The sequence below is a fragment of the Peptoniphilaceae bacterium AMB_02 genome (assembly GCA_036321625.1).
GTDB lineage: Bacteria > Bacillota > Clostridia > Tissierellales > Peptoniphilaceae > Microaceticoccus > Microaceticoccus formicicus.
The window spans coordinates 122,168-140,442 of the sequence record CP143259.1 but is presented as its reverse complement, the minus strand read 5'-3'; the positions used below and the strand labels follow the sequence as shown (position 1 = coordinate 140,442).

General features: G+C 35.9%; 16 protein-coding genes. 4 read left to right on the top strand and 12 right to left on the bottom strand.

What is annotated here, in order from left to right; genetic code table 11:
• Positions 1–6: 6 nt before the first annotated feature.
• Together VZL98_00620 and VZL98_00615 are read right to left on the bottom strand one after the other, a co-directional pair.
• Positions 7–2,328 (bottom strand): heavy metal translocating P-type ATPase, encoded by a 2,322-nt coding sequence (locus tag VZL98_00620; protein WVH63489.1) that lies wholly within the window; start codon positions 2,326–2,328, stop codon positions 7–9.
• Positions 2,329–2,330: 2 nt separating this feature from the next.
• Positions 2,331–2,693, bottom strand: a complete 363-nt coding sequence (locus VZL98_00615; protein WVH63488.1) for a metalloregulator ArsR/SmtB family transcription factor — start codon at positions 2,691–2,693, stop codon at positions 2,331–2,333.
• Between the two features lie 223 nt (positions 2,694–2,916).
• Between VZL98_00615 and VZL98_00610 the strand changes: the two genes are divergently transcribed.
• On the top strand, positions 2,917–3,636 hold the full coding sequence (locus VZL98_00610) for an MgtC/SapB family protein (GenBank protein WVH63487.1): 720 nt from the start codon (positions 2,917–2,919) through the stop codon (positions 3,634–3,636).
• Positions 3,637–3,739: 103 nt separating this feature from the next.
• Here the strand turns inward: VZL98_00610 and VZL98_00605 are convergent, their stop codons facing one another.
• Positions 3,740–4,153 carry an EamA family transporter gene (locus tag VZL98_00605; protein ID WVH64522.1) on the bottom strand — a complete coding sequence of 138 codons (414 nt, stop codon included), beginning with the start codon at positions 4,151–4,153 and terminating at the stop codon, positions 3,740–3,742.
• A gap of 34 nt (positions 4,154–4,187) precedes the next feature.
• Positions 4,188–4,529, bottom strand: coding sequence for a hypothetical protein (locus tag VZL98_00600; protein WVH63486.1), 342 nt, complete (start codon positions 4,527–4,529; stop codon positions 4,188–4,190).
• A gap of 170 nt (positions 4,530–4,699) precedes the next feature.
• On the opposite strand from VZL98_00600, the gene VZL98_00595 reads away from it, so the two are divergent.
• On the top strand, positions 4,700–6,136 hold the full coding sequence (locus tag VZL98_00595) for an amidase family protein (GenBank protein WVH63485.1): 1,437 nt from the start codon (positions 4,700–4,702) through the stop codon (positions 6,134–6,136).
• 144 nt (positions 6,137–6,280) lie between these two features.
• Here the strand turns inward: VZL98_00595 and VZL98_00590 are convergent, their stop codons facing one another.
• Complete coding sequence (locus VZL98_00590) at positions 6,281–7,141, bottom strand: type II CAAX endopeptidase family protein (protein WVH63484.1); 861 nt, start codon at positions 7,139–7,141, stop codon at positions 6,281–6,283.
• 82 nt (positions 7,142–7,223) lie between these two features.
• The gene (pflA, locus tag VZL98_00585; protein WVH63483.1) at positions 7,224–8,672 is read right to left on the bottom strand and encodes a pyruvate formate-lyase-activating protein; all 1,449 of its coding nucleotides are present in this window, start codon (positions 8,670–8,672) and stop codon (positions 7,224–7,226) included.
• Positions 8,673–8,933: 261 nt separating this feature from the next.
• Between pflA and VZL98_00580 the strand changes: the two genes are divergently transcribed.
• Positions 8,934–9,350 carry a DNA starvation/stationary phase protection protein gene (locus tag VZL98_00580; protein WVH63482.1) on the top strand — a complete coding sequence of 139 codons (417 nt, stop codon included), beginning with the start codon at positions 8,934–8,936 and terminating at the stop codon, positions 9,348–9,350.
• A 339-nt stretch (positions 9,351–9,689) separates the two neighbouring features.
• Positions 9,690–10,274, top strand: a complete 585-nt coding sequence (locus VZL98_00575; GenBank protein ID WVH63481.1) for a flavodoxin family protein — start codon at positions 9,690–9,692, stop codon at positions 10,272–10,274.
• 808 nt (positions 10,275–11,082) lie between these two features.
• Here VZL98_00575 and VZL98_00570 read toward each other — a convergent pair.
• The 6 genes from VZL98_00570 to VZL98_00545 are packed head-to-tail and all read right to left on the bottom strand — an operon-like array spanning position 11,083 to position 18,157.
• Positions 11,083–12,462 carry an ABC transporter ATP-binding protein gene (locus VZL98_00570; GenBank protein ID WVH63480.1) on the bottom strand — a complete coding sequence of 460 codons (1,380 nt, stop codon included), beginning with the start codon at positions 12,460–12,462 and terminating at the stop codon, positions 11,083–11,085.
• Positions 12,459–13,124 carry an energy-coupling factor transporter transmembrane component T gene (locus VZL98_00565; GenBank protein ID WVH63479.1) on the bottom strand — a complete coding sequence of 222 codons (666 nt, stop codon included), beginning with the start codon at positions 13,122–13,124 and terminating at the stop codon, positions 12,459–12,461. Before VZL98_00565 ends, VZL98_00570 begins: the two co-directional genes overlap by 4 nt.
• Before the next feature lie 36 nt (positions 13,125–13,160).
• The gene (locus VZL98_00560) at positions 13,161–13,748 is read right to left on the bottom strand and encodes an MptD family putative ECF transporter S component (protein ID WVH63478.1); all 588 of its coding nucleotides are present in this window, start codon (positions 13,746–13,748) and stop codon (positions 13,161–13,163) included.
• A 24-nt stretch (positions 13,749–13,772) separates the two neighbouring features.
• Positions 13,773–15,494, bottom strand: coding sequence for an ABC transporter ATP-binding protein (locus VZL98_00555; GenBank protein ID WVH63477.1), 1,722 nt, complete (start codon positions 15,492–15,494; stop codon positions 13,773–13,775).
• Positions 15,487–17,229, bottom strand: a complete 1,743-nt coding sequence (locus VZL98_00550) for an ABC transporter ATP-binding protein (GenBank protein ID WVH63476.1) — start codon at positions 17,227–17,229, stop codon at positions 15,487–15,489. The genes VZL98_00555 and VZL98_00550 overlap by 8 nt, the downstream gene beginning before the upstream one ends.
• Entirely contained in the window at positions 17,216–18,157 is a 942-nt protein-coding gene (locus VZL98_00545; protein WVH63475.1) for an AraC family transcriptional regulator, read from the bottom strand. Before VZL98_00545 ends, VZL98_00550 begins: the two co-directional genes overlap by 14 nt.
• Positions 18,158–18,275 lie beyond the last annotated feature (118 nt).

The window sequence follows — 18,275 nt, the reverse complement described above, 5'->3', positions numbered from 1 at the left end:
CATTTACTATATTCTCTTTTTTAAAATCCTGATCGAATTCAGTATTGCTATTATAGCCACACCGGTATCTGCAAAGACAGCAAACCACATGGATGCTCTACCTGTTGCCCCCAGAATTAAAACAATGAGTTTAAAACCTAGTGCAAATATAATATTCTGATAGATAATCTGCATGGTGTTTTTTGAAAGCTTTAAGAGGGTTGCCAAACTCAATAGATTATCCTTCATAATAACTATATCGGCCGCTTCAATTGCCGCATCAGATCCGACCTTCCCCATGGATATCCCGACATCTGCCAGCATAAGTGCAGGTGCATCATTGATACCGTCACCTACAAAGGCGACAGTTCCGGAGTGTTTCTCTTCTATGATGCTTTCTAATGCAGAAACCTTATCCTGTGGAAGCAGCTCGGCATTTACATCGTCTATCCCAAGATTATCAGCTACGTTTTTTGCTGTAGCAGCATTATCACCTGTAAGCATGGTAATATTTCCTACTCCCAGATTCTTGAGTTTTCTTATGGCGTCTTTAGCTTCCGATTTAACCTCATCCGAAATCAATATACTTCCATAAAACATGGAATTCACAGCCACATAAACTGTAGTCCCGCCACCATTTGCATCTATATAGTCGATATTGTACATCTTCATAAGTTTTGCATTTCCTGCAAGTATTTCCATGTTATCATAATTTGCGACTACTCCATGACCCGGAATGTCGGTAATACTGCTGAGGACTAATTCATCTCTGCCGTATTCCCTCTTTATAGATTCGGCTATCGGATGATCAGACATTGACTCGGCAATATATGCCATTTTTAGCAGTTCTTCACTTTCAATCCCCTTTGCAGGATTTATCGCGCTTACCTTGAATTTACCATATGTCAATGTACCTGTCTTGTCAAAAACAAATCTGTTTACCTTGCTGATAGCTTCGAGAAAGTTTCCACCTTTAATCAATATACCCTCTTTTCCGGCTCTTCCTATTCCGGCAAAGAAGCCTAATGGTATTGATACTACCAATGCACATGGACAGGATGCGACAAGAAATACCAGTGCTCTATAAATCCATTTTGAAAAATCATCACCTGTAATCAGTGGTGGAATTGTAGCCAGTGCCAAGGCAATAATGACTACAACCGGTGTATAGTATTTTGCAAAGCGTGTTATAAGTTTCTCTGTTACGGCCTTTTTAGCTCCTGAATTTTCAACGAGATCGAGTATTTTTGCTACAGCCGAGTCCTCATACGCTTTGGTTACCACGAGTTTCATGGTGGAACTTAAATTAACAGAACCCGATAGAACTTCATCATTAGGTCCCACTTCTCTTGGCAAAGACTCTCCGGTCAACGCAGAGGTGTCAATCATGGAATGTCCTTCGAGCACCTTGGTGTCTATCGCCACCTTCTCTCCCGGTTTTACAATTATATAATCACCGATTTTTATATCTGAAGGATCCATTTCAACCATTTGACCATCAACCATAACATTTGCAAAGTCAGGTCTTAAGTCCATAAGATCTGAGATTGATTTTCTGGATTTATCAACGGCAAGATCTTGCATAAATTCTCCTACCGAATAGAAAATCATAACTGCAACACCTTCGCTGAACTCACCAATTAGAATCGCACCAATGCTTGCTACTGTCATCAAGAAGTTTTCATCAAATAACTCTCCCCTAAAAATATTTCTGATAGCAGTTCCAACAACTCTATATCCTGAACCTATGTAGGCAATTAATAGAAGCACCTGATTTATAGGTTCATTCTTAACTATAAATGAAATAAAAAATAATGCTATGGGTATTAAGAGCTTAGCCAGTTCATACTTATCTTTTGATTCTTCCCTACTTTCATTCTTCTTGGTCTCATTGAGGTTTAGATATGCTCCCGGCTCTATTTCCGACACAATTTTATTTATGGATTCTATCTCTCTTTTATAATCCCTTTCAATCATCTTAAGGAAAAGCGTTCTGGTTGCGAAGTTTATATTGGCTTCTTCAACGCTCTCTATTTTCCTGATTGCACTTTCCATTTTCATTGCACAATGAGAACACCCAAGATTTTCTACTTTCAGCTTGTATTCTACAGTTTCATTCTTGGTTTGAATAAAAGCTCCCGGTTCAATCTCCGAAATCTTTTCATTGATTAAATCGAGTGAATTCGTGTGTCCAGTTTCATCCATCTTAAGAAAGAGAGTTTTTGTTGCAAAATTAAGATTTGCCTCTTCGACCCCGTCTATCTCTCGAATCACTTGCTCCATCTTCATCGCACAATGAGCACAACCTAAATTTTCTATTCTCAGTCTATATGAATTTGCACTTCCCATAATTACTCCTCCATAACATGTTCAAGACCCATTTCAAGGATTCTTTTAATATGTTCGTCATCCAGAGAATAATACACAGCCTTCCCATCTCTTCTGTTTTTTACAAGTCTTGAAGATTTTAACACCCTCAGCTGATGAGAAATTGCCGATTGTGACATATCCAAAAGCACTGCTATATCACAAACACACATTTCAGCATTTGATAATGCAAAGAGTATTCTGGTTCTGGTATAGTCACCAAATACTTTATAAAAGTCTGCTAAATCCGCCAAATAACTGTCTTTGGGCATATTTCTGCTAACCTTTTCTATAACTTCTTCATGAAGTATGGTAATATCGCAAACATCACTCTTATTTATATTCATCTATATCATCTCCTTATATGTTCATATGACCATTCGTTCATATGTATTGTAACATTTTTTTATCCACTTGTAAATATTTTCCGCAGTTTTATTTTAATGCTTCAAAACTGCACGATATACCTTGACATAGTATATCGTTTACTTTATCCTATTATCATAACTATATATTTAAGTAAATTTTTGCCGTTTATTTTATTATCGGCTATGTATATGGAGGTGCTTTATGTATATTAGCAATAATGAGATTCTAATCAGACTTATACTCACAACTGTTTTGGGAGGTCTTATAGGGATAGAAAGAGAATACCATAACCGTCCGGCAGGTCTTAAAACCCATATACTTGTCAGTCTTGTATCAACTCTGATTATGATAGTGGGCATAGACATCCACGAAAAAAACGGAGGGACTGATCCTACAAGACTTGCTGCTCAAGTCGTCAGTGGTATCGGTTTCTTAGGTGCAGGTACAATCATCAGAACGGGCTCTTCGATTAAAGGCTTGTCTACTGCAGCAACGCTTTGGGCAAACGCTGGAATTGGTCTTGCTGTTGGAGCAGGATTTTACTACGCCAGTGTACTTTCCGTGGTAATAGTTCTTGTTACACTATTCTTATTATCAAAAATTGAACTATTATTTAATGATTTCAAATCCATTACCATCACGGCCAAATTAATAAACAGTCCCGATGCAACCATCCCCCTCTCTCAAGCCCTTATTGACTCCGGAGCAATTGTGAGAAAAGTAAGGGTAGATAAAAATGCCGAAGACCCAAATAAGCCATTAACAGAAGTATTATATAAGATAAATCTGAGTGATGATGCTAATCTCGACTTACTTAAAGAGAATATCAAAAAAGTTGAGACAGTAATTGAATTAAGTTACCAAGGTAAAATACTGGTCAGTACAGAAGAAGATGATCTTTATAAAAATGTAAAAAGATAGTATCATTTTTATTTCCAATAGATAATTTACAGTTCAAAATAACCTTATGAATCGAATCTATTCATAAGGTTATTTTATTTGGATGACTAAACTTTACAATCCTCTAGAGTACCATCAAAAGCGTTCCTGCTCCAATCAGTATAGTTCCGATTATGGACTTAGGTGTAAACTCTTCATGTAAAACAATAAAGGCAAAAAACAGTGTTATGACAACGCTTAGTTTATCGATTGGAACCACCTTGGATACATCCCCTATTTGAATAGCCTTGAAATAGCATAGCCAAGATGCTCCTGTCGCAAGTCCGGACAATGTAAGAAAAAGCCAGCTCTTCCTATCTATGTTTACAATTCCATGCTGAGACTTCGTAATAAATACAATGCTCCAAGCCATTATCAGAACCACTGAAGTTCTGATTGTCGTCGCTAAATTAGAATTAACACCCTTAATTCCTATTTTTGCCAGTATCGATGTTGCAGCCGCAAACACCGCTGATAATAAAGCCAAGATTAACCACATATTAACTTTCCTCACTTTTTAATGACTAAATTAATTAAAACTTATTAATTTCAGTTCCATAATGCTCCGATGAGAAACCCGTATCCAAAAATATGGAAAAGAAATTGGTAAATCCTCGGTATTCGTTATTCTGATTGTGACTACTTTCGTCTAAAATCACCCTAATAAAATCTTCTGTAATATCTCCGGAGATTACGATACCATTTTCCCATTCATAACTTAGTTTCTCACCATATTTTAGAGCAGTTTCTATACAATCCACCTCGTCAATCCAAGAATGTATTTCAAATTTTTTTGAAATACCGAGTTCGTATTCCATTATTTTTTTCCATTTTTCATGCGAATTACACTGATATCCTAAATAAATTTCTTTCATTTCACTATACCTCATACTTTGATTAATTTGATGATATCATTAGTCTTGTGTATTATCAATCTTACAAATTTGTAATGCTATTTTTTCTAGTAAAATGAAATATTAGATGTTATACTATTTCTATTCTAATACACAATTGAAAATCGTTATTAGAAGGAAGGAGAAATAAAATGAAAAATAAAATAATTATAGCTGTCATAGTATTAGCAGTAGCTTTCTTTGCAGCTAAGTTCTTTCTAAAATCTCAAGTGCAAACAGCAACAGAAGAAGTCATTATGTACGATAATGATGTAATTAAAACAATCGATGCTCATTTGCAGAACTTGCCGATTGAAGAGATTAGAAAAAAAGAAAAACTTATAATGGAAAAGTCAATAGAAGAAATACAGGAGTCTATCAAGAAAGGTGAACTTACCTATACTGAGTTAACTGCATTTTACATGGATCGTATAAGATCCTATGATAAAGCTAAAAAAGGTTTAAATTCAGTTATGGAAATCAACCCCAATGCAATCAGTGAAGCTAAAAAGTTGGATTCGGAAAAAACGGAAAGTATAAATCCAATGTATGGTATACCTGTACTCGTTAAGGACAATATCAATACAAAAGATATGAAAACCAGTGCAGGAACAATCGCATTAAAAGATTTTCAGCCGTCTGAAAATGCACCGGTAATTGAAAGTCTGATAAAAAATAAAGCTATAATCCTGGGAAAAGCAAATTTGTCTGAACTTGCAAATTTCGTAGATACAAAAATGCCAAGCGGTTATAGTTCAAAACTCGGACAAACTCATAATCCATTTGATCCTTTAATGCTTACACCTTCAGGATCAAGCTCCGGAAGCGCCGTTGCAGTAGCTGCAAACTTAAGTACTGTTGCATTGGGTACAGAGACTACCGGTTCAATCATTTCTCCGGCAAGTATTAATTCCATTGTAGGATTTAAACCGAGTAAAGATTTAATAAGTACTGAGGGAGTAGTTCCTCTATCTTCAACAATGGACACTGTAGGTCCTATGACCAAAACAGTAAAAGACGCCGTAGCACTATTTAATGCTTCTATTCAAGATGAGAGTAAAAAAATAAATTTAAATACTGATTTAAAAGACCTCTCTAATATGAGAATAGGCGTTATGAAAGGCGATAATAGCGAAAAACTGATAGAAGCTCTCAAAAAAGCCGGTGCAGTACCTGTAGAACTTGAGATAGAAGAGATTGATAATGAGTTTATATTGCAGCAAGATTTTAAACCGGATTTTGAAAATTTCGCAAAAAAATACAATCTACCTGTTAAAAATCTTTCTGAGCTCGTTGAATTTAACAAAAAAGATTTAAAAAGAAATGCTAAGTACGGTCAAGATTTAATCGAAGATGCAGCTGAAAATAAAGGTGAAGATGCTGAAAAAGTAAAGAAAACAGTAGCAGAAACAAAAGAGAAACTAAACAAATTGATGAAAGACAATAATCTGGACATTATTGCCTTTACTGACAGTACAGGAGTCGTACTGCCTTGTATAGCAGGTTATCCTCTTATGACAGTGCCACTAAGGTCAAACAGAGACCGAAGAGCCTATGGGAGCTACTTTCTTCGCTATAGAAGGAAATGATGAAAAACTGGCAAATACAGCTTATGCATTCGAAAAAGCAACACAAAAAAGACTTATCCCTGAAAAGTATAAGACTTTCATTGAAAAGTAAACAAAATAAAATGGTGGTGTATCAGAACTTTTACTCTGACACACCACCATTTTTTATATTCTGGCTGCGTATTCATTTAAGAACATCATGATTATACATATGATGATAAATGCCCAGAAGAACGGATTTTTTAAATATTCCGCCTTTTCACCTGTTCCCATATTTCTATTTTTCTTAAAGTATTTAAAAGCTGAAATACCGACGAGTATTGAAGATGCAATACCGATAAAAAACAGTATTTGTCCGAACTGCTCGCCATAAGGTCTTCCATCCAAAAATGCCGATACAAAAAATATACTATTATTCAGCACATGAGCTGCTATGGCAACCCATGTGGAATATCTTAGTGCCAGATAACCGAAGTATATACCTGTAGGCACCAAACTTATACTCTGATCGAAATTGGTATGCATAAGAGCAAACAGAAGTCCCGATATACAAATACCAAGCCATGGTCTAGGTTTTTCAATTGACCTTGAAAGGTAATTTCTGTACACCAATTCTTCAAATAACGGAGCTAGTAGACAAGTGTACAATATAATTGACAGGGATGGCATCGTCATAATTTCATTAGCCATTTCTGCAGTTGTTTTAAAGAATGATAGTCCAAAAAGTGTCAGTCCTTTTTTTATCCCCTCCTCTACTAGACCTCCAATTATATTGGTGGCCATAGGTGCAAGAGCGAGACATATAATAAATAGCGGATTCACTCTTTCTCTTTTTTGAGTCAGTTGATTCATAAATTCACGATGTCCCATTATTATATAAGTTGGAATAAATGCTACAATAGCCGTTATTATCAATATGGTGCTTGTATTCTTTATTTTCCCCAAAAATATCATTGGTACCAGCGTAAAAATCAATAGATGTAGTATTAAACCACCAAACAGTTTGTTGTATTTTGTCTTTTCCAAATATTCCCTCCTAAAAAATAACACCACTTATTCTACAAGAAAAGAGCTGATTAGTCTATACTTATCACTAATCAGCTCACTTTTATGCTTCCGAAATCTCTCTTAATTTATTAGCATCGTGTATAATAATAGTCTTATTGGATTCCAGTTCAATTATTCCCTGGTCTTTTAGTTCACCGAGTTTTCTCGTAATAGTCTCTCTGGTAAGTCCTACTAGAGAACCAAGTTCCTCCCTTGTCATACTCAGATGGAGTATAATCGAACTGCCGCTTGGATGTCCAAATTCAGGAATCATCTTTAATAGTAAAGCGGCAACCTTTACATCCGTACTGGTAGTTGTAAGTCTTCTAATCATATCTTCAGCAAGTCTTATCCTTTCAAAGGACATCTTCAGAATTCTAAGCAATACCTCAGGATTATCCTTCAAAAATGTATCGAAAACTTCTTTTCTAATAACTCCGATAACACCTGGCTCGATACACTCGCCATTGTAGATATAATCAGTATCCCTTAAAAGGTTTAGTCCCCCTATAAACTCTCGTTCAGAGTAGATGTACATAATTTGTTCCTTGCCGTCGAGAGTATTCTCATAGATTTTAATCTTACCATTACACACCATAAACAATCTGTCGGCTCTATCAAAACTCTTAAAAATAAGCTCTCCTCTGTTCATCCTTCTGAACTCTATAAGTTTGGATATATTTGTTCTCTCATCTTTGGTTAAATTCTTAAACAGATGACTCTCACTCATCCATTTGTCTACTAAAACTTGGTCAAAGACTTCTTTTTTCATCTTTTCCATCCTCTTGAACTTGCCTGATACTCTATTTACATAGTATTCGAAACCCAATGCCCTTGTTTTATCCATTTCAGGAACATCAGTCAATGTATAGTTAAGACCAAGCTCAGTATATTTTTCTTCTCCCATTTTGTGGAAAGGTAGTATTTCAACTCTTTCTACTTGTTTAATGATGGGAGAAATATAATTGATTAATTTGTCCATGGAACTCTTGTTGTCGGTATAACCGGGAACCATGACATGTCTAATTATAACACTAACCGAAGAATTTTTAACCGTCTTTATGAATTTATTAAATATTCCATTTCCAACACCTGCAATCTCAAGGTATCCGGTATTGGAAAAACTCTTTATATCCAGTAGAACTGTATCTGAGTATTTTAAAATTTCCTCAAAGTATTCCGGAGGTCCAAAACCCGAAGTATCAATACAAGTATTGAAGCCTTCCCTCTTCAAGGTCTTAAGTGCTTCGAGTAAAAATTCAGGTTGATTAAGCGGTTCACCACCCGAAAAAGTCACCCCTCCCTCATTGCCGTAATAAGGTCTATACTTTTTAACCGTATTTAATACATCCTCCACCGTTATCTCTTCACCACAACCGATCCTTTGACTATCAGGATTGTGACAGTATATGCATCTTAACGGACATCCCTGCAAGAAAAACACAGTCCTAACACCAGGTCCATCCAGTAATCCCATTGTTTGAATTGAATGAAGTCTTCCTTTTATCATAATTTCCTCTTTTCTAGTAGAAATTCATACTCTCATTATCCATTTATCTATTTTCCCTATCATATTAATTCTACAATTTTTTTGACATAAATACAGTGAGTTAAATCACATAATGGCTGTATTAAACTCTCAGTTCAATGCACCTAATTACCATGAAATCAAGATGTGATAATATTATATTATATCAAGTTAGATGTTACTTACTTCACTAAGTGGGTATATATACTTTGTAATAAATTAAAAAAACTATGGAGGTATCAATTGAAAAAAGTAGATTTATATTTAGCAAATTTAGCAGTTGTAAATATCAAACTTCACAACTTGCACTGGAATGTCACAGGAATTAACTTTAAAGCCATACACGAATATTTAGAAGGGCTTTATGACTCAGCATTTGAAAAATTTGATGAAGTAGCCGAATATCAAAAGATGAACGGTGTTTATCCAAAAGCCAGACTGGCAGAATACCTGGAGATTTCAGACATAGATGAACTTGAAAGCAAGGACTACAACGGAAAAGAAACCATTGAAATCACTATCGAAACCCTTGAGCATATGAGAGACAATGCTCTTGATATAATAGAGGATACAGACTGTTTTGTACTATCCAATATGATGGAAGATCATGTAACTGAGTACAATAAGCATATCTGGTTCTTGAAAACAATGCTAAAATAATCAATTAGGAGCTGATATCAGCTCCTAATTTTTTATACCTTATTTTGGATTTAGCATGTCTCAATTGATATATCCAATGTTTATTACACCGGGAAACCCAGTTTTAAACAATCCGGCATCACGCATGTTTACATCAATAGTTGAGAAGTAAACCAGTACTCATTATAAACTTTAAAGATTTTACTTTTACATATCACCTTTCTCTATTTTCTTTCTACCCTCATTATTTCTAAACTGAACATTAAACTCGGACTTTACCGAATTAATTATGTTTGTTATATGTCAAGTCTATAGTATCTTATATAAAAATGGGTATATATAGCCAAAGGGGGTTATGTTATGAAAGCACTGGTTGTGGTTGGTGGTTATCGAAAAAAGAACACTTGGCATATGGCGGAGTCTTTTGCTGAAGGTTTGATGAAGATAGGCTATGAAGTTGAAAAAATATACTTAAAAAGTTTTAGTATCAAACATTGTACAGGCTGTGAAGGCTGTTATAAAACCGGCAAATGCGTAATAAAGGATGAAATGACCGAATTATATGAAAAGATAGACGATTCTAAAGTTATAGTACTCGCTTCTCCTCTTTATTTTTACATGGTTTCGGGAGATATGAAGACTTTCATAGACAGGGGTCAGCCTTTTTGGGAGAGAACCCATAGGAGAAAAGAAACCGATGGTACAAATAAAAAGATTGGAGTTTTCTTAGCTTGTAATGGCGGTAAGTACGGACACGATGATTTTTTTGCAACCTATAAACCGCTAAGAACCTATTTTGGATCTATAGGAGCAGAATACCTAATTAATTACTATGTCTCAGAGACTGATACCAGACCAGTAATGGAAAGACCTGATGTACTTGAAGAAATAGCAGAGCTCGGAACAAAGGTCAATGACGGGAAGAAGTATATGATACATGTTTGATTTAGAAGTTAGATTTATAAAGTAGCGACGAAGATATGTCGCTATTTTTTTACCGGCACAATCTTTTGGCAGTCGAATTCTGTTTCGGCTCCATCTGACGAGGGAGCTGTCAGCTACGCTGACTGAGTGAGAGATACACAAAGAGGAATTCGAAGAATTCTACTGCTGTATTTTAAACTCCGTGTCTGGTCTCAGGACATAGGCAAGTCCCTTGTGTCAAGACATAGGTAAGTGATTGTCTCAAGACATTGGTAAGCCTCGAGTATAAAATAGTAGTCATGTGGGCAAAAATGGAGCTAGAGGCAGCTCCTCTACCTTTAAGCTAAAGTAAGTGCAGGCTAGGTTTTCTCTCCTCCGAGTTTGCTTCGCAAACCCACCTCCCTTAAAAACCTAACCAATTGAGATGCATTTCGAAATTCTGGTAGGTTTCATGCAAAGAATTCCCAAGAACGAAGTGATTGGCTAGAATTCGACTGCCAAAAGATGGAGGCTATGTGATTGCCACACTTTATTTCTAAAGCGGTCGATTTCATTGCGAATACGTTATTCTTAGGAATTCTTTTTTCGGCTCCATCTGACGAGGGAGCTGTCAGCTCTGCTGACTGAGGGAGAGATACAAAAAGAGGAATTCGAAGAATTCTACTGCTGTATTTAAAACTCGCTACAAACTACTTCCAAACTCACAACTATCCCCGTGTTTGTATGTTCATATATTATAGGAACAATAGCTTTTATAATACAAAGGTAAAATGGATACGAAAATGGGGCTAGGGGCAGCTGCACTCAGTTCCATTTTTACCTAGTCGTTTTATTTATAGAACTCGATTACGCTGCCACCGCACTCCATGATAAATTCGTAATCATGCGTTATTATTATGATTGTTTTTCCGGCTCTTTCCATTTCTTTTAGTAGAGAGATAATCCTACCCATCGACTTTTTGCACAGCCCCGAGGTTGGTTCATCCATTAGGATTATGTCCTTGGTCGATGCGATGCAAAGAGCAAAGGACAGTCTTTGTTTTTCCCCTCCAGATAATGTTTGAGGGTGTTTGTCCTTTTTATCTAGCAGTCCTACCGTTCTTAGTATTTTTTCTTTTAATTCATCATCATCCGACACTATGGATATCTCATCCCACACCGTTTCTGTGAAAAGCTGGTAATTCACATCTTGCATTACTAGACTTATGGATTTACCTTCTTTTTTTATCTTGTCTCCTTTATAAATCGTCTTTTGATTCCTACATTTTAGAACGCCGCAAAAGTTTTTATAAAAGCTCGTTTTGCCTATGCCGTTTTCACCGATAATAAAGTGGATGCCCTTTGGGAAGGTTATGCTCATACCAAAGATTTGGCAATTATTGTACCTGCAACAGTAATCGATGCACTTTAGTGAGTCTCCTTCATTTATATCATGCTCCAGCAAATTTTTTCTTCTATAGTTTAGGCTTTGAAGATCCTTTTTCCCTAATTTAGTTAAGGTCCTTAAATTATTTTTTGTAACGAAGTCATCGGTGAGTTCCTCCGACTTATGAACACTGCACTTACCATTATTGAGTATAATTATTTGATCTGCAATTTCCTTTAAATAATACAGTCTATGTTCTGCAATTATTACGATTTTCCCTTGAGATTTTAAAAATAGACATACTTCACGGATTCTCTCTATCGACTCTATGTCAAGTGATGATGAAGGTTCATCAAAAAGATAAATCTCCTGATTTAGACATACCACGGCTGTAACAGCAAGCATTTGTTTTTGACCACCTGATAATTTACTAATCTCAGTATCCATTAAATCCTCGGTATGTAAAAGATTCGTATAATGATCTATGGTCTTAATGATTTCTTCAGGAGGTGTATTCCTGTTCTCCATAGCAAATGCCAATTCATCAAGGGTATTGGTCGTAAAAAACTGAGTCTTAGGATTTTGAAATACAGTCGAGATATACCTGCTTCTGTCTGTTATTGAGGAATTCAGAATGGATTTTCCATTATAGCAGATATCCCCTGTGACGGTTCCACTTACAACTTCAGGGATCAATCCGTTAATCAGTTTAATTAATGAGCTCTTGCCACTACCGGAATTGCCCGTTATTAAATGAATCTTTCCTCTTTCAAATTCTATATTTCCATTTTCCAGTATTATCTTGTCTTCATATTTTAAAGATAGGTCAACTATTTTTATCATAATATACTTCCCTTAATAAATATCACAAATATACAGCTCATAATGAGGATTAATATCCAATCAATGGTCCTAATTTCCGTTTTAGAAAGAGAGCTTCTCTCTCCTCCTACTACAAGTCCTCTAGTCATTGCCGATACAGCTACATCATCAGCTGTTTTTATGCTTACCATCAATAGTGGTACCAGCTTTAGCTCCATGTATTTTAACGGGCTTAGAATATGCTTTTTGAGCGTCAAATCATGCATTCTCATGGCAATAGATACAGAATTATAGTCCTCACTGATAGAACCAAAAAATCTAAACATAACTGAAATCGGAATGATGAGTTCATCAGGTAGTCTAATCCTCCTTAGGGATTCGACCAAGTCCGACATAGATGTAGAAGAGTAGGTATAATAAGCCATCAAGTACCCAGGTAACATCCTGAGTATTATACCTGTAATCATAAGAATAAGAGTATTTATAAAGCCAATAGTACTGTCAAAGAAAAAATAGTTGAGCATAATGCCAAATCCTATGAAAACCAGCCCGTAGCATGAGGCTTTCCATTTCTTTTCTTCTAGTAATAATAAAATAGGAACCAGGTATAGAAAAACGGAAATACCGGGGTGGCTTCTGGAAATCCCCCCGGATATGGAAATCGTACTAATCATTATCGTCATGTAAAATTTTGTTCTGAAATCCAGAAATAACATGTATTACACCATCCCCGCACTTTTAAAATGTTTGTTCAGTATTTTAATCCCTAAGCCGGCTCCTAGATAAGCTCCTAAGCAGCCAAAAAGGACTACAGGCACGAAGGACCAGGTTGGTAAGTAGGTCATGAGTTTATCAGCGTACTCCACTCCATAACCGCTTTCAACCAATGCTTTATAGTAACTTTCTCTAGAAATATAAAGTGGAAGCAGGTTTGCCCCTGCAAATAGTGCAAATACCGTATAAGCCCATCTTGCATGTTTGATACTGTTGTAGTCTCCCATTTTCAAAATATATTCTCCAATAAGGGTTACGATTACAATCCCCGGGAACACGTAAATACCATGTCCTGAAGCTGAAAAAGCAGCCCCAAAAATAATTCCCATGATTAACAGCATTCCAAATCTTTTAATTCTGGTACTATATAACATAAACACAGGTCCTGCTACAAAGGTACATACAAAAGGCACGATGGGCATCGTAATAGGTAAAAAACCTATCATTCCGGAAACCCAAACAGCTGCCAGCACAAGTACTGAAAACAGTCCTGCATTAACTAAATCTCTTACTGTAAATTTATCTTTTTTCATTAATCCTCCTAGAATTTCTTAAATCTAATATTGATAATTTTCCGTTAATTCCGATTTTTCGATCATTCTACGATATGTTTCCGATTCTCCCAACAAGTCATTATGTTTACCAATTGCTTCAATGCTACCATCGTTCATAACTATTATCTTATCTGCATTTTCAATGGATTTCAGCCTATGCGATACGACTATTACCGTTTTGTCCTCTATAAGTTTATTTAAACTCTCTTGGATTTTCATTTCATTTACAACATCGAGAGATGCTGAGATTTCGTCCAGAAGTATAATGGGTGCATCTTTAAGAAATGCTCTAGCAATTGATATCCTCTGTCTCTCTCCGCCGGACAATTTGTTCCCGTTTTCTCCTATTAAGGTTTGGTAAGAATCAGGCAGTTTTTCAATAAAATCTTCACAATTTGCAAGTCTTGCCGCATACACAACCTCTTCATCTGTAGCCCTCGGATTTCCGATCCGAATATTTTCAAGTATGGATTCATTAAATAATACTACATCTTGAAACACAATCGATACATTTGAAAATAAGGATTCGGTGCCAATTTTTTTAATATCCACTCCATCTATTAAAATCTGACCATCGTCATAGTCATAGAGTCTTGAAGCCAGCCTTAGTATTGAAGTCTTTCCACAACCTGAGGGACCTACAAGAGCTGTTACTTCCCCTTGCTTACAGGTAAAACTTACACCATCTACTACCTTTTTATTATCCCTATATGAAAAATCCACGTCCTTAAACTCAATATCAAAACTCTTTAAATCATGAGGTTCTCCTTCCTGAATCACTACACTTCTTATTTCCTTAATTCTCTTAATCCTAGCGTCAATGTACAATATCTCGGCAAGATTCATATGCAGTCCATCCATTGCAGCCATGATTTTACCGGCCGCCAACAGGTAACCCAGCAAATAAACCACTGATATTTCTCCATTTAGAAACAGTAGTGTCCCAAAGAATATGGCAGAACCAAAAGTAAATTTAATCAGTGCAGATGATAAGTTTACAGGAATCGCTTGAAAGATTTCAGCCCTTATGTGTATCTTTTCACTTTCATCTATTGACTCCTCAATGTCTTTCAGTACTTCATCCTTTATTGAATAAGAACGGATTTCCTGCTGCATCTCAATTGCTTCTTGAAACTTTTCAGAATTATCTCTTAGTTTCTGATAATAAACAGTTGTCTCTCGAATCTGACCTTTTTTCGAAACAACTAATAAGACCAAGCTGAATAAGAAAGGAATGATAATCGCCAAGCCCATCTTTACATTACCCATCAGCATAAGAATAGAAACCGCTATAAAATAAAATACAAATCCAATAGCTTGTGGTATTGCATGACTCATAGCATGTTCTATATCTGCTACATCTTGCATTATCGTCTGAGCAAGGTCTGATAGATTATGTCTTGAAAAGTAGGAGAGCGGCAGCTCTTTTAAAACATCCGCAATCTCTATACGAAGAGCTTTTGCTTCCTTGTAAGTAGCAGTATACAGTGCATCATAGTCAATATGTATGACTATGTACATAATAATTCCGCATACTATTATCACAGCAGTATAAATTAGTGGATTTCCGATATTTCCACTAAGTGCAGAATCCAGGAAGTACATCAGTATAATTATTGGAAGCATATAGGCAAAATACTTCACAATTGAAGCAGCCGCCGCCTTGAGTACTCCGGTAGCTCCGGATTCACTTAAACTAAATATATTTTGTATTCTTTTAATCATGAATCCTCCAATCATTTGACTTCGCAAATAGTTCCTGTAATTCCCTATACTTGGTTTTCCTGCTCATAAGCTCATTATGACTTCCTCTTTCGATGATATTACCATTATCCACTACAAGTATTTCATCTACTCCTCTTATGGAAGTTAGCCTATGAGCTATCATAATAACAGTCTTGCCTCTCATTAGATTCGTAAAGGCACACTGAATTTCATATTCATTTTCAGGATCAGCAGCAGCGGAAGCTTCGTCAAGTATGACAAGCGGAGAATCCTTTAATATCGCCCTTGCAATAGCAATCCTCTGAGTCTCGCCACCTGACAAACACACGCCGTCGGCACCTATCATGGTATGTTCTCTTTTTTCAAACTTGTCGAGTATCTCATCACAGCCTGCATTTGAAAGTGCTCTCATTATTTCTTCATGCTTTGCATTAGTATTGACTAACTTTACATTATCATAAATGCTCATTTTAAATAATTTGGCATTTTGGAACACATTAGCTATATTTCTAGAAAGAGATCCTTCCGTATATTCAGACAGTTTATGTCCTCCTATCAGGATTTCTCCCTCTTCTATCTTATAAAAACCGCTCAACAACTTAGCTATAGTACTCTTTCCGCCCCCGGACGCACCTACTAATGCATAGGTCTTACCTGCTTCAAGTTTTAGATTCAGATTTTTTATGACATAGTCCTCATCGTATCTAAAAGACACATTTTTAAACTCAATATCAAAATCACTCATTTCCTCAATTATTCCATACTCAAGTTTCTTTTCATCCATCTTGCTAAACAGAGTTTCCAACTTGTCCACAGTGTCTTGTGCATGGTAATCGTACATTGCCGTATACATTATCTTCATAAAAGAAGTAAAAATATTTCCTGCTATGAGTGCAAAAAATATACATTCAATTGCTATTAAGAGTATATCTACTCCTCTATTTATTAAAATGATTCCAAGAGGTACTGTAAAAGCAATAAATAAATTGAATACGACTTGGAATGAGACATATGAACGCCTACACGATTTAGTGTAATTATAGGACATATCAGCGTACAGCTTTATGCTATCGTATAGAGATTTGAGCGATCTGACGGTTACATTAAAAATCTTGAGAACCTGCATTCCTCTGACATACTCAACTGTTTCAGAGTTCATTCTTTCGAGTGCGGCAGTATATTGTTTCATGAAGGCTTGATCGCCCATCATTCCCTTGTATTGCACTAGTCCAACCCCAACAACAGCAATAAATAATATAGCTAATTTCCAGTCCACAATCGCAAGTATCGCCAGCATAAATAGAGGCACTATGATGGCAACTGTAATATCCGGAATGAGGTGAGCTATTAACATATGGGTTCTTCCCGCATTGTCGTCTATGAGTTTTCTAATATATCCCGAAGAATGAGTATCGAAAAAACTCCAAGAAGCATTTAACATATGCTTTGTACCTACTTTTCGCATATTTGATTCCATGCGAAAACCTAGCAAGTGACTCATCCATAGTGCCAGCAAATAAACCAGCAAATAAGCCAAAAGGATTCCCACTATAATAATCGCAAATCTAAATGTATTTGCACCACTGCCTTTTATTACCAACTCGTTTAAATAGTTCCAAAAATAATAATAGGGTAAAATGCTAAGTATCGCCGCTATAATCGAAAAAATAATAGCCATCCAAAGGTAGTGCATTACTTCCGGCGTATACCTAAATAATCTTTTATAAGTATTCATCTTTCCTCCTGTATTTTCTATACTCCGCCGGTGTGTGCCCATAACTCTTTTTGAACATGGTAGAAAACTTCCCCGGTGTTGTATAACCCGTTCTCGCAGCAATTTCTGCTACAGACATTTTTGTTTCTCTTAATAATCTTTCACCTTCTTCCATTTTTCTATCAATTAAATACGAATGAATCGGCTGCCCATAAACTTCTTTAAACAAAACCTTTAAAGCCGTAGGAGACATCTCGAATTTTTTAGACAAATCATTAATGATCAGCTTTTTATCAAGGTTTCTTCGCATATAAGACTCAATCTCATTGATTCTTTCGACCTGCATTGATGTTAAATAATTGCTCGTCTCATTCACCGGATTATCGTCCTGTAAAAATCTCAAAATCTCCAAAACCTTTATCTGATGGAGGTCTTTATTATAAAAATCCTCTTCAAATCGGGCATATATCTGGTTAACTTTAGAATGATCTCTAATCATTGTCATTTCCCTGTCCTTAAACTGACTATATATTTGATCAATATCCAAATTCATCATCTTCAAAAAACCTACTGTTTCGCGAGGCAATGCACCTACTTCAATAAAATAAGTAATAGACTTTAAGGTCTTCATTGGAAAAACAACTCCCTCATTATCATTCTCAACGGTATTAATCATAAGCGTGTTTTTAAAATAATAAGCCCTCTTATTCTTGTACCTCCATTCATACCGCCCATTTAGACAATAAGAAATTCCGAAATAATCAACCTCTTCGGTATTAACTCCTTCATAACTTGAAACATCTACATAGTCAGCAAGAACCACGTAGATGCCCGGGTATAAAAGAGATATGTAATTTTTCATATTCCTCTGGCTTATATCACCGAAAATCTGATAATCTCCTTTTTCCCCGAGCTTTATGATGCTCTTCTTGTTAACCATCCTTTCCATGTATTTAAATCACCCCCCTTCATTGATAATCGTTATCAATATAGTATATCAATTTATAGATTCTGTCCATGACCAAAAAGACAACTCTTGCCCTTTCGGACATTTTCATTTTAAGTAA

Bases quoted from the DNA above. Each gene is read 5' to 3' on its own strand.
- VZL98_00620 (WVH63489.1), bottom strand. From the start codon at position 2,328: ATGGGAAGTGCAAATTCATATAGACTGAGAATAGAAAATTTAGGTTGT.
- VZL98_00615 (WVH63488.1), bottom strand. From the start codon at position 2,693: ATGAATATAAATAAGAGTGATGTTTGCGATATTACCATACTTCATGAA.
- VZL98_00610 (WVH63487.1), top strand. From the start codon at position 2,917: ATGTATATTAGCAATAATGAGATTCTAATCAGACTTATACTCACAACT.
- VZL98_00605 (WVH64522.1), bottom strand. From the start codon at position 4,153: ATGTGGTTAATCTTGGCTTTATTATCAGCGGTGTTTGCGGCTGCAACA.
- VZL98_00600 (WVH63486.1), bottom strand. From the start codon at position 4,529: ATGAAAGAAATTTATTTAGGATATCAGTGTAATTCGCATGAAAAATGG.
- VZL98_00595 (WVH63485.1), top strand. From the start codon at position 4,700: ATGAAAAATAAAATAATTATAGCTGTCATAGTATTAGCAGTAGCTTTC.
- pflA (WVH63483.1), bottom strand. From the start codon at position 8,672: ATGATAAAAGGAAGACTTCATTCAATTCAAACAATGGGATTACTGGAT.
- VZL98_00575 (WVH63481.1), top strand. From the start codon at position 9,690: ATGAAAGCACTGGTTGTGGTTGGTGGTTATCGAAAAAAGAACACTTGG.
- VZL98_00570 (WVH63480.1), bottom strand. From the start codon at position 12,462: ATGATAAAAATAGTTGACCTATCTTTAAAATATGAAGACAAGATAATA.
- VZL98_00565 (WVH63479.1), bottom strand. From the start codon at position 13,124: ATGACGATAATGATTAGTACGATTTCCATATCCGGGGGGATTTCCAGA.
- VZL98_00560 (WVH63478.1), bottom strand. From the start codon at position 13,748: ATGAAAAAAGATAAATTTACAGTAAGAGATTTAGTTAATGCAGGACTG.
- VZL98_00555 (WVH63477.1), bottom strand. From the start codon at position 15,494: ATGATTAAAAGAATACAAAATATATTTAGTTTAAGTGAATCCGGAGCT.
- VZL98_00550 (WVH63476.1), bottom strand. From the start codon at position 17,229: ATGAATACTTATAAAAGATTATTTAGGTATACGCCGGAAGTAATGCAC.
- VZL98_00545 (WVH63475.1), bottom strand. From the start codon at position 18,157: ATGGAAAGGATGGTTAACAAGAAGAGCATCATAAAGCTCGGGGAAAAA.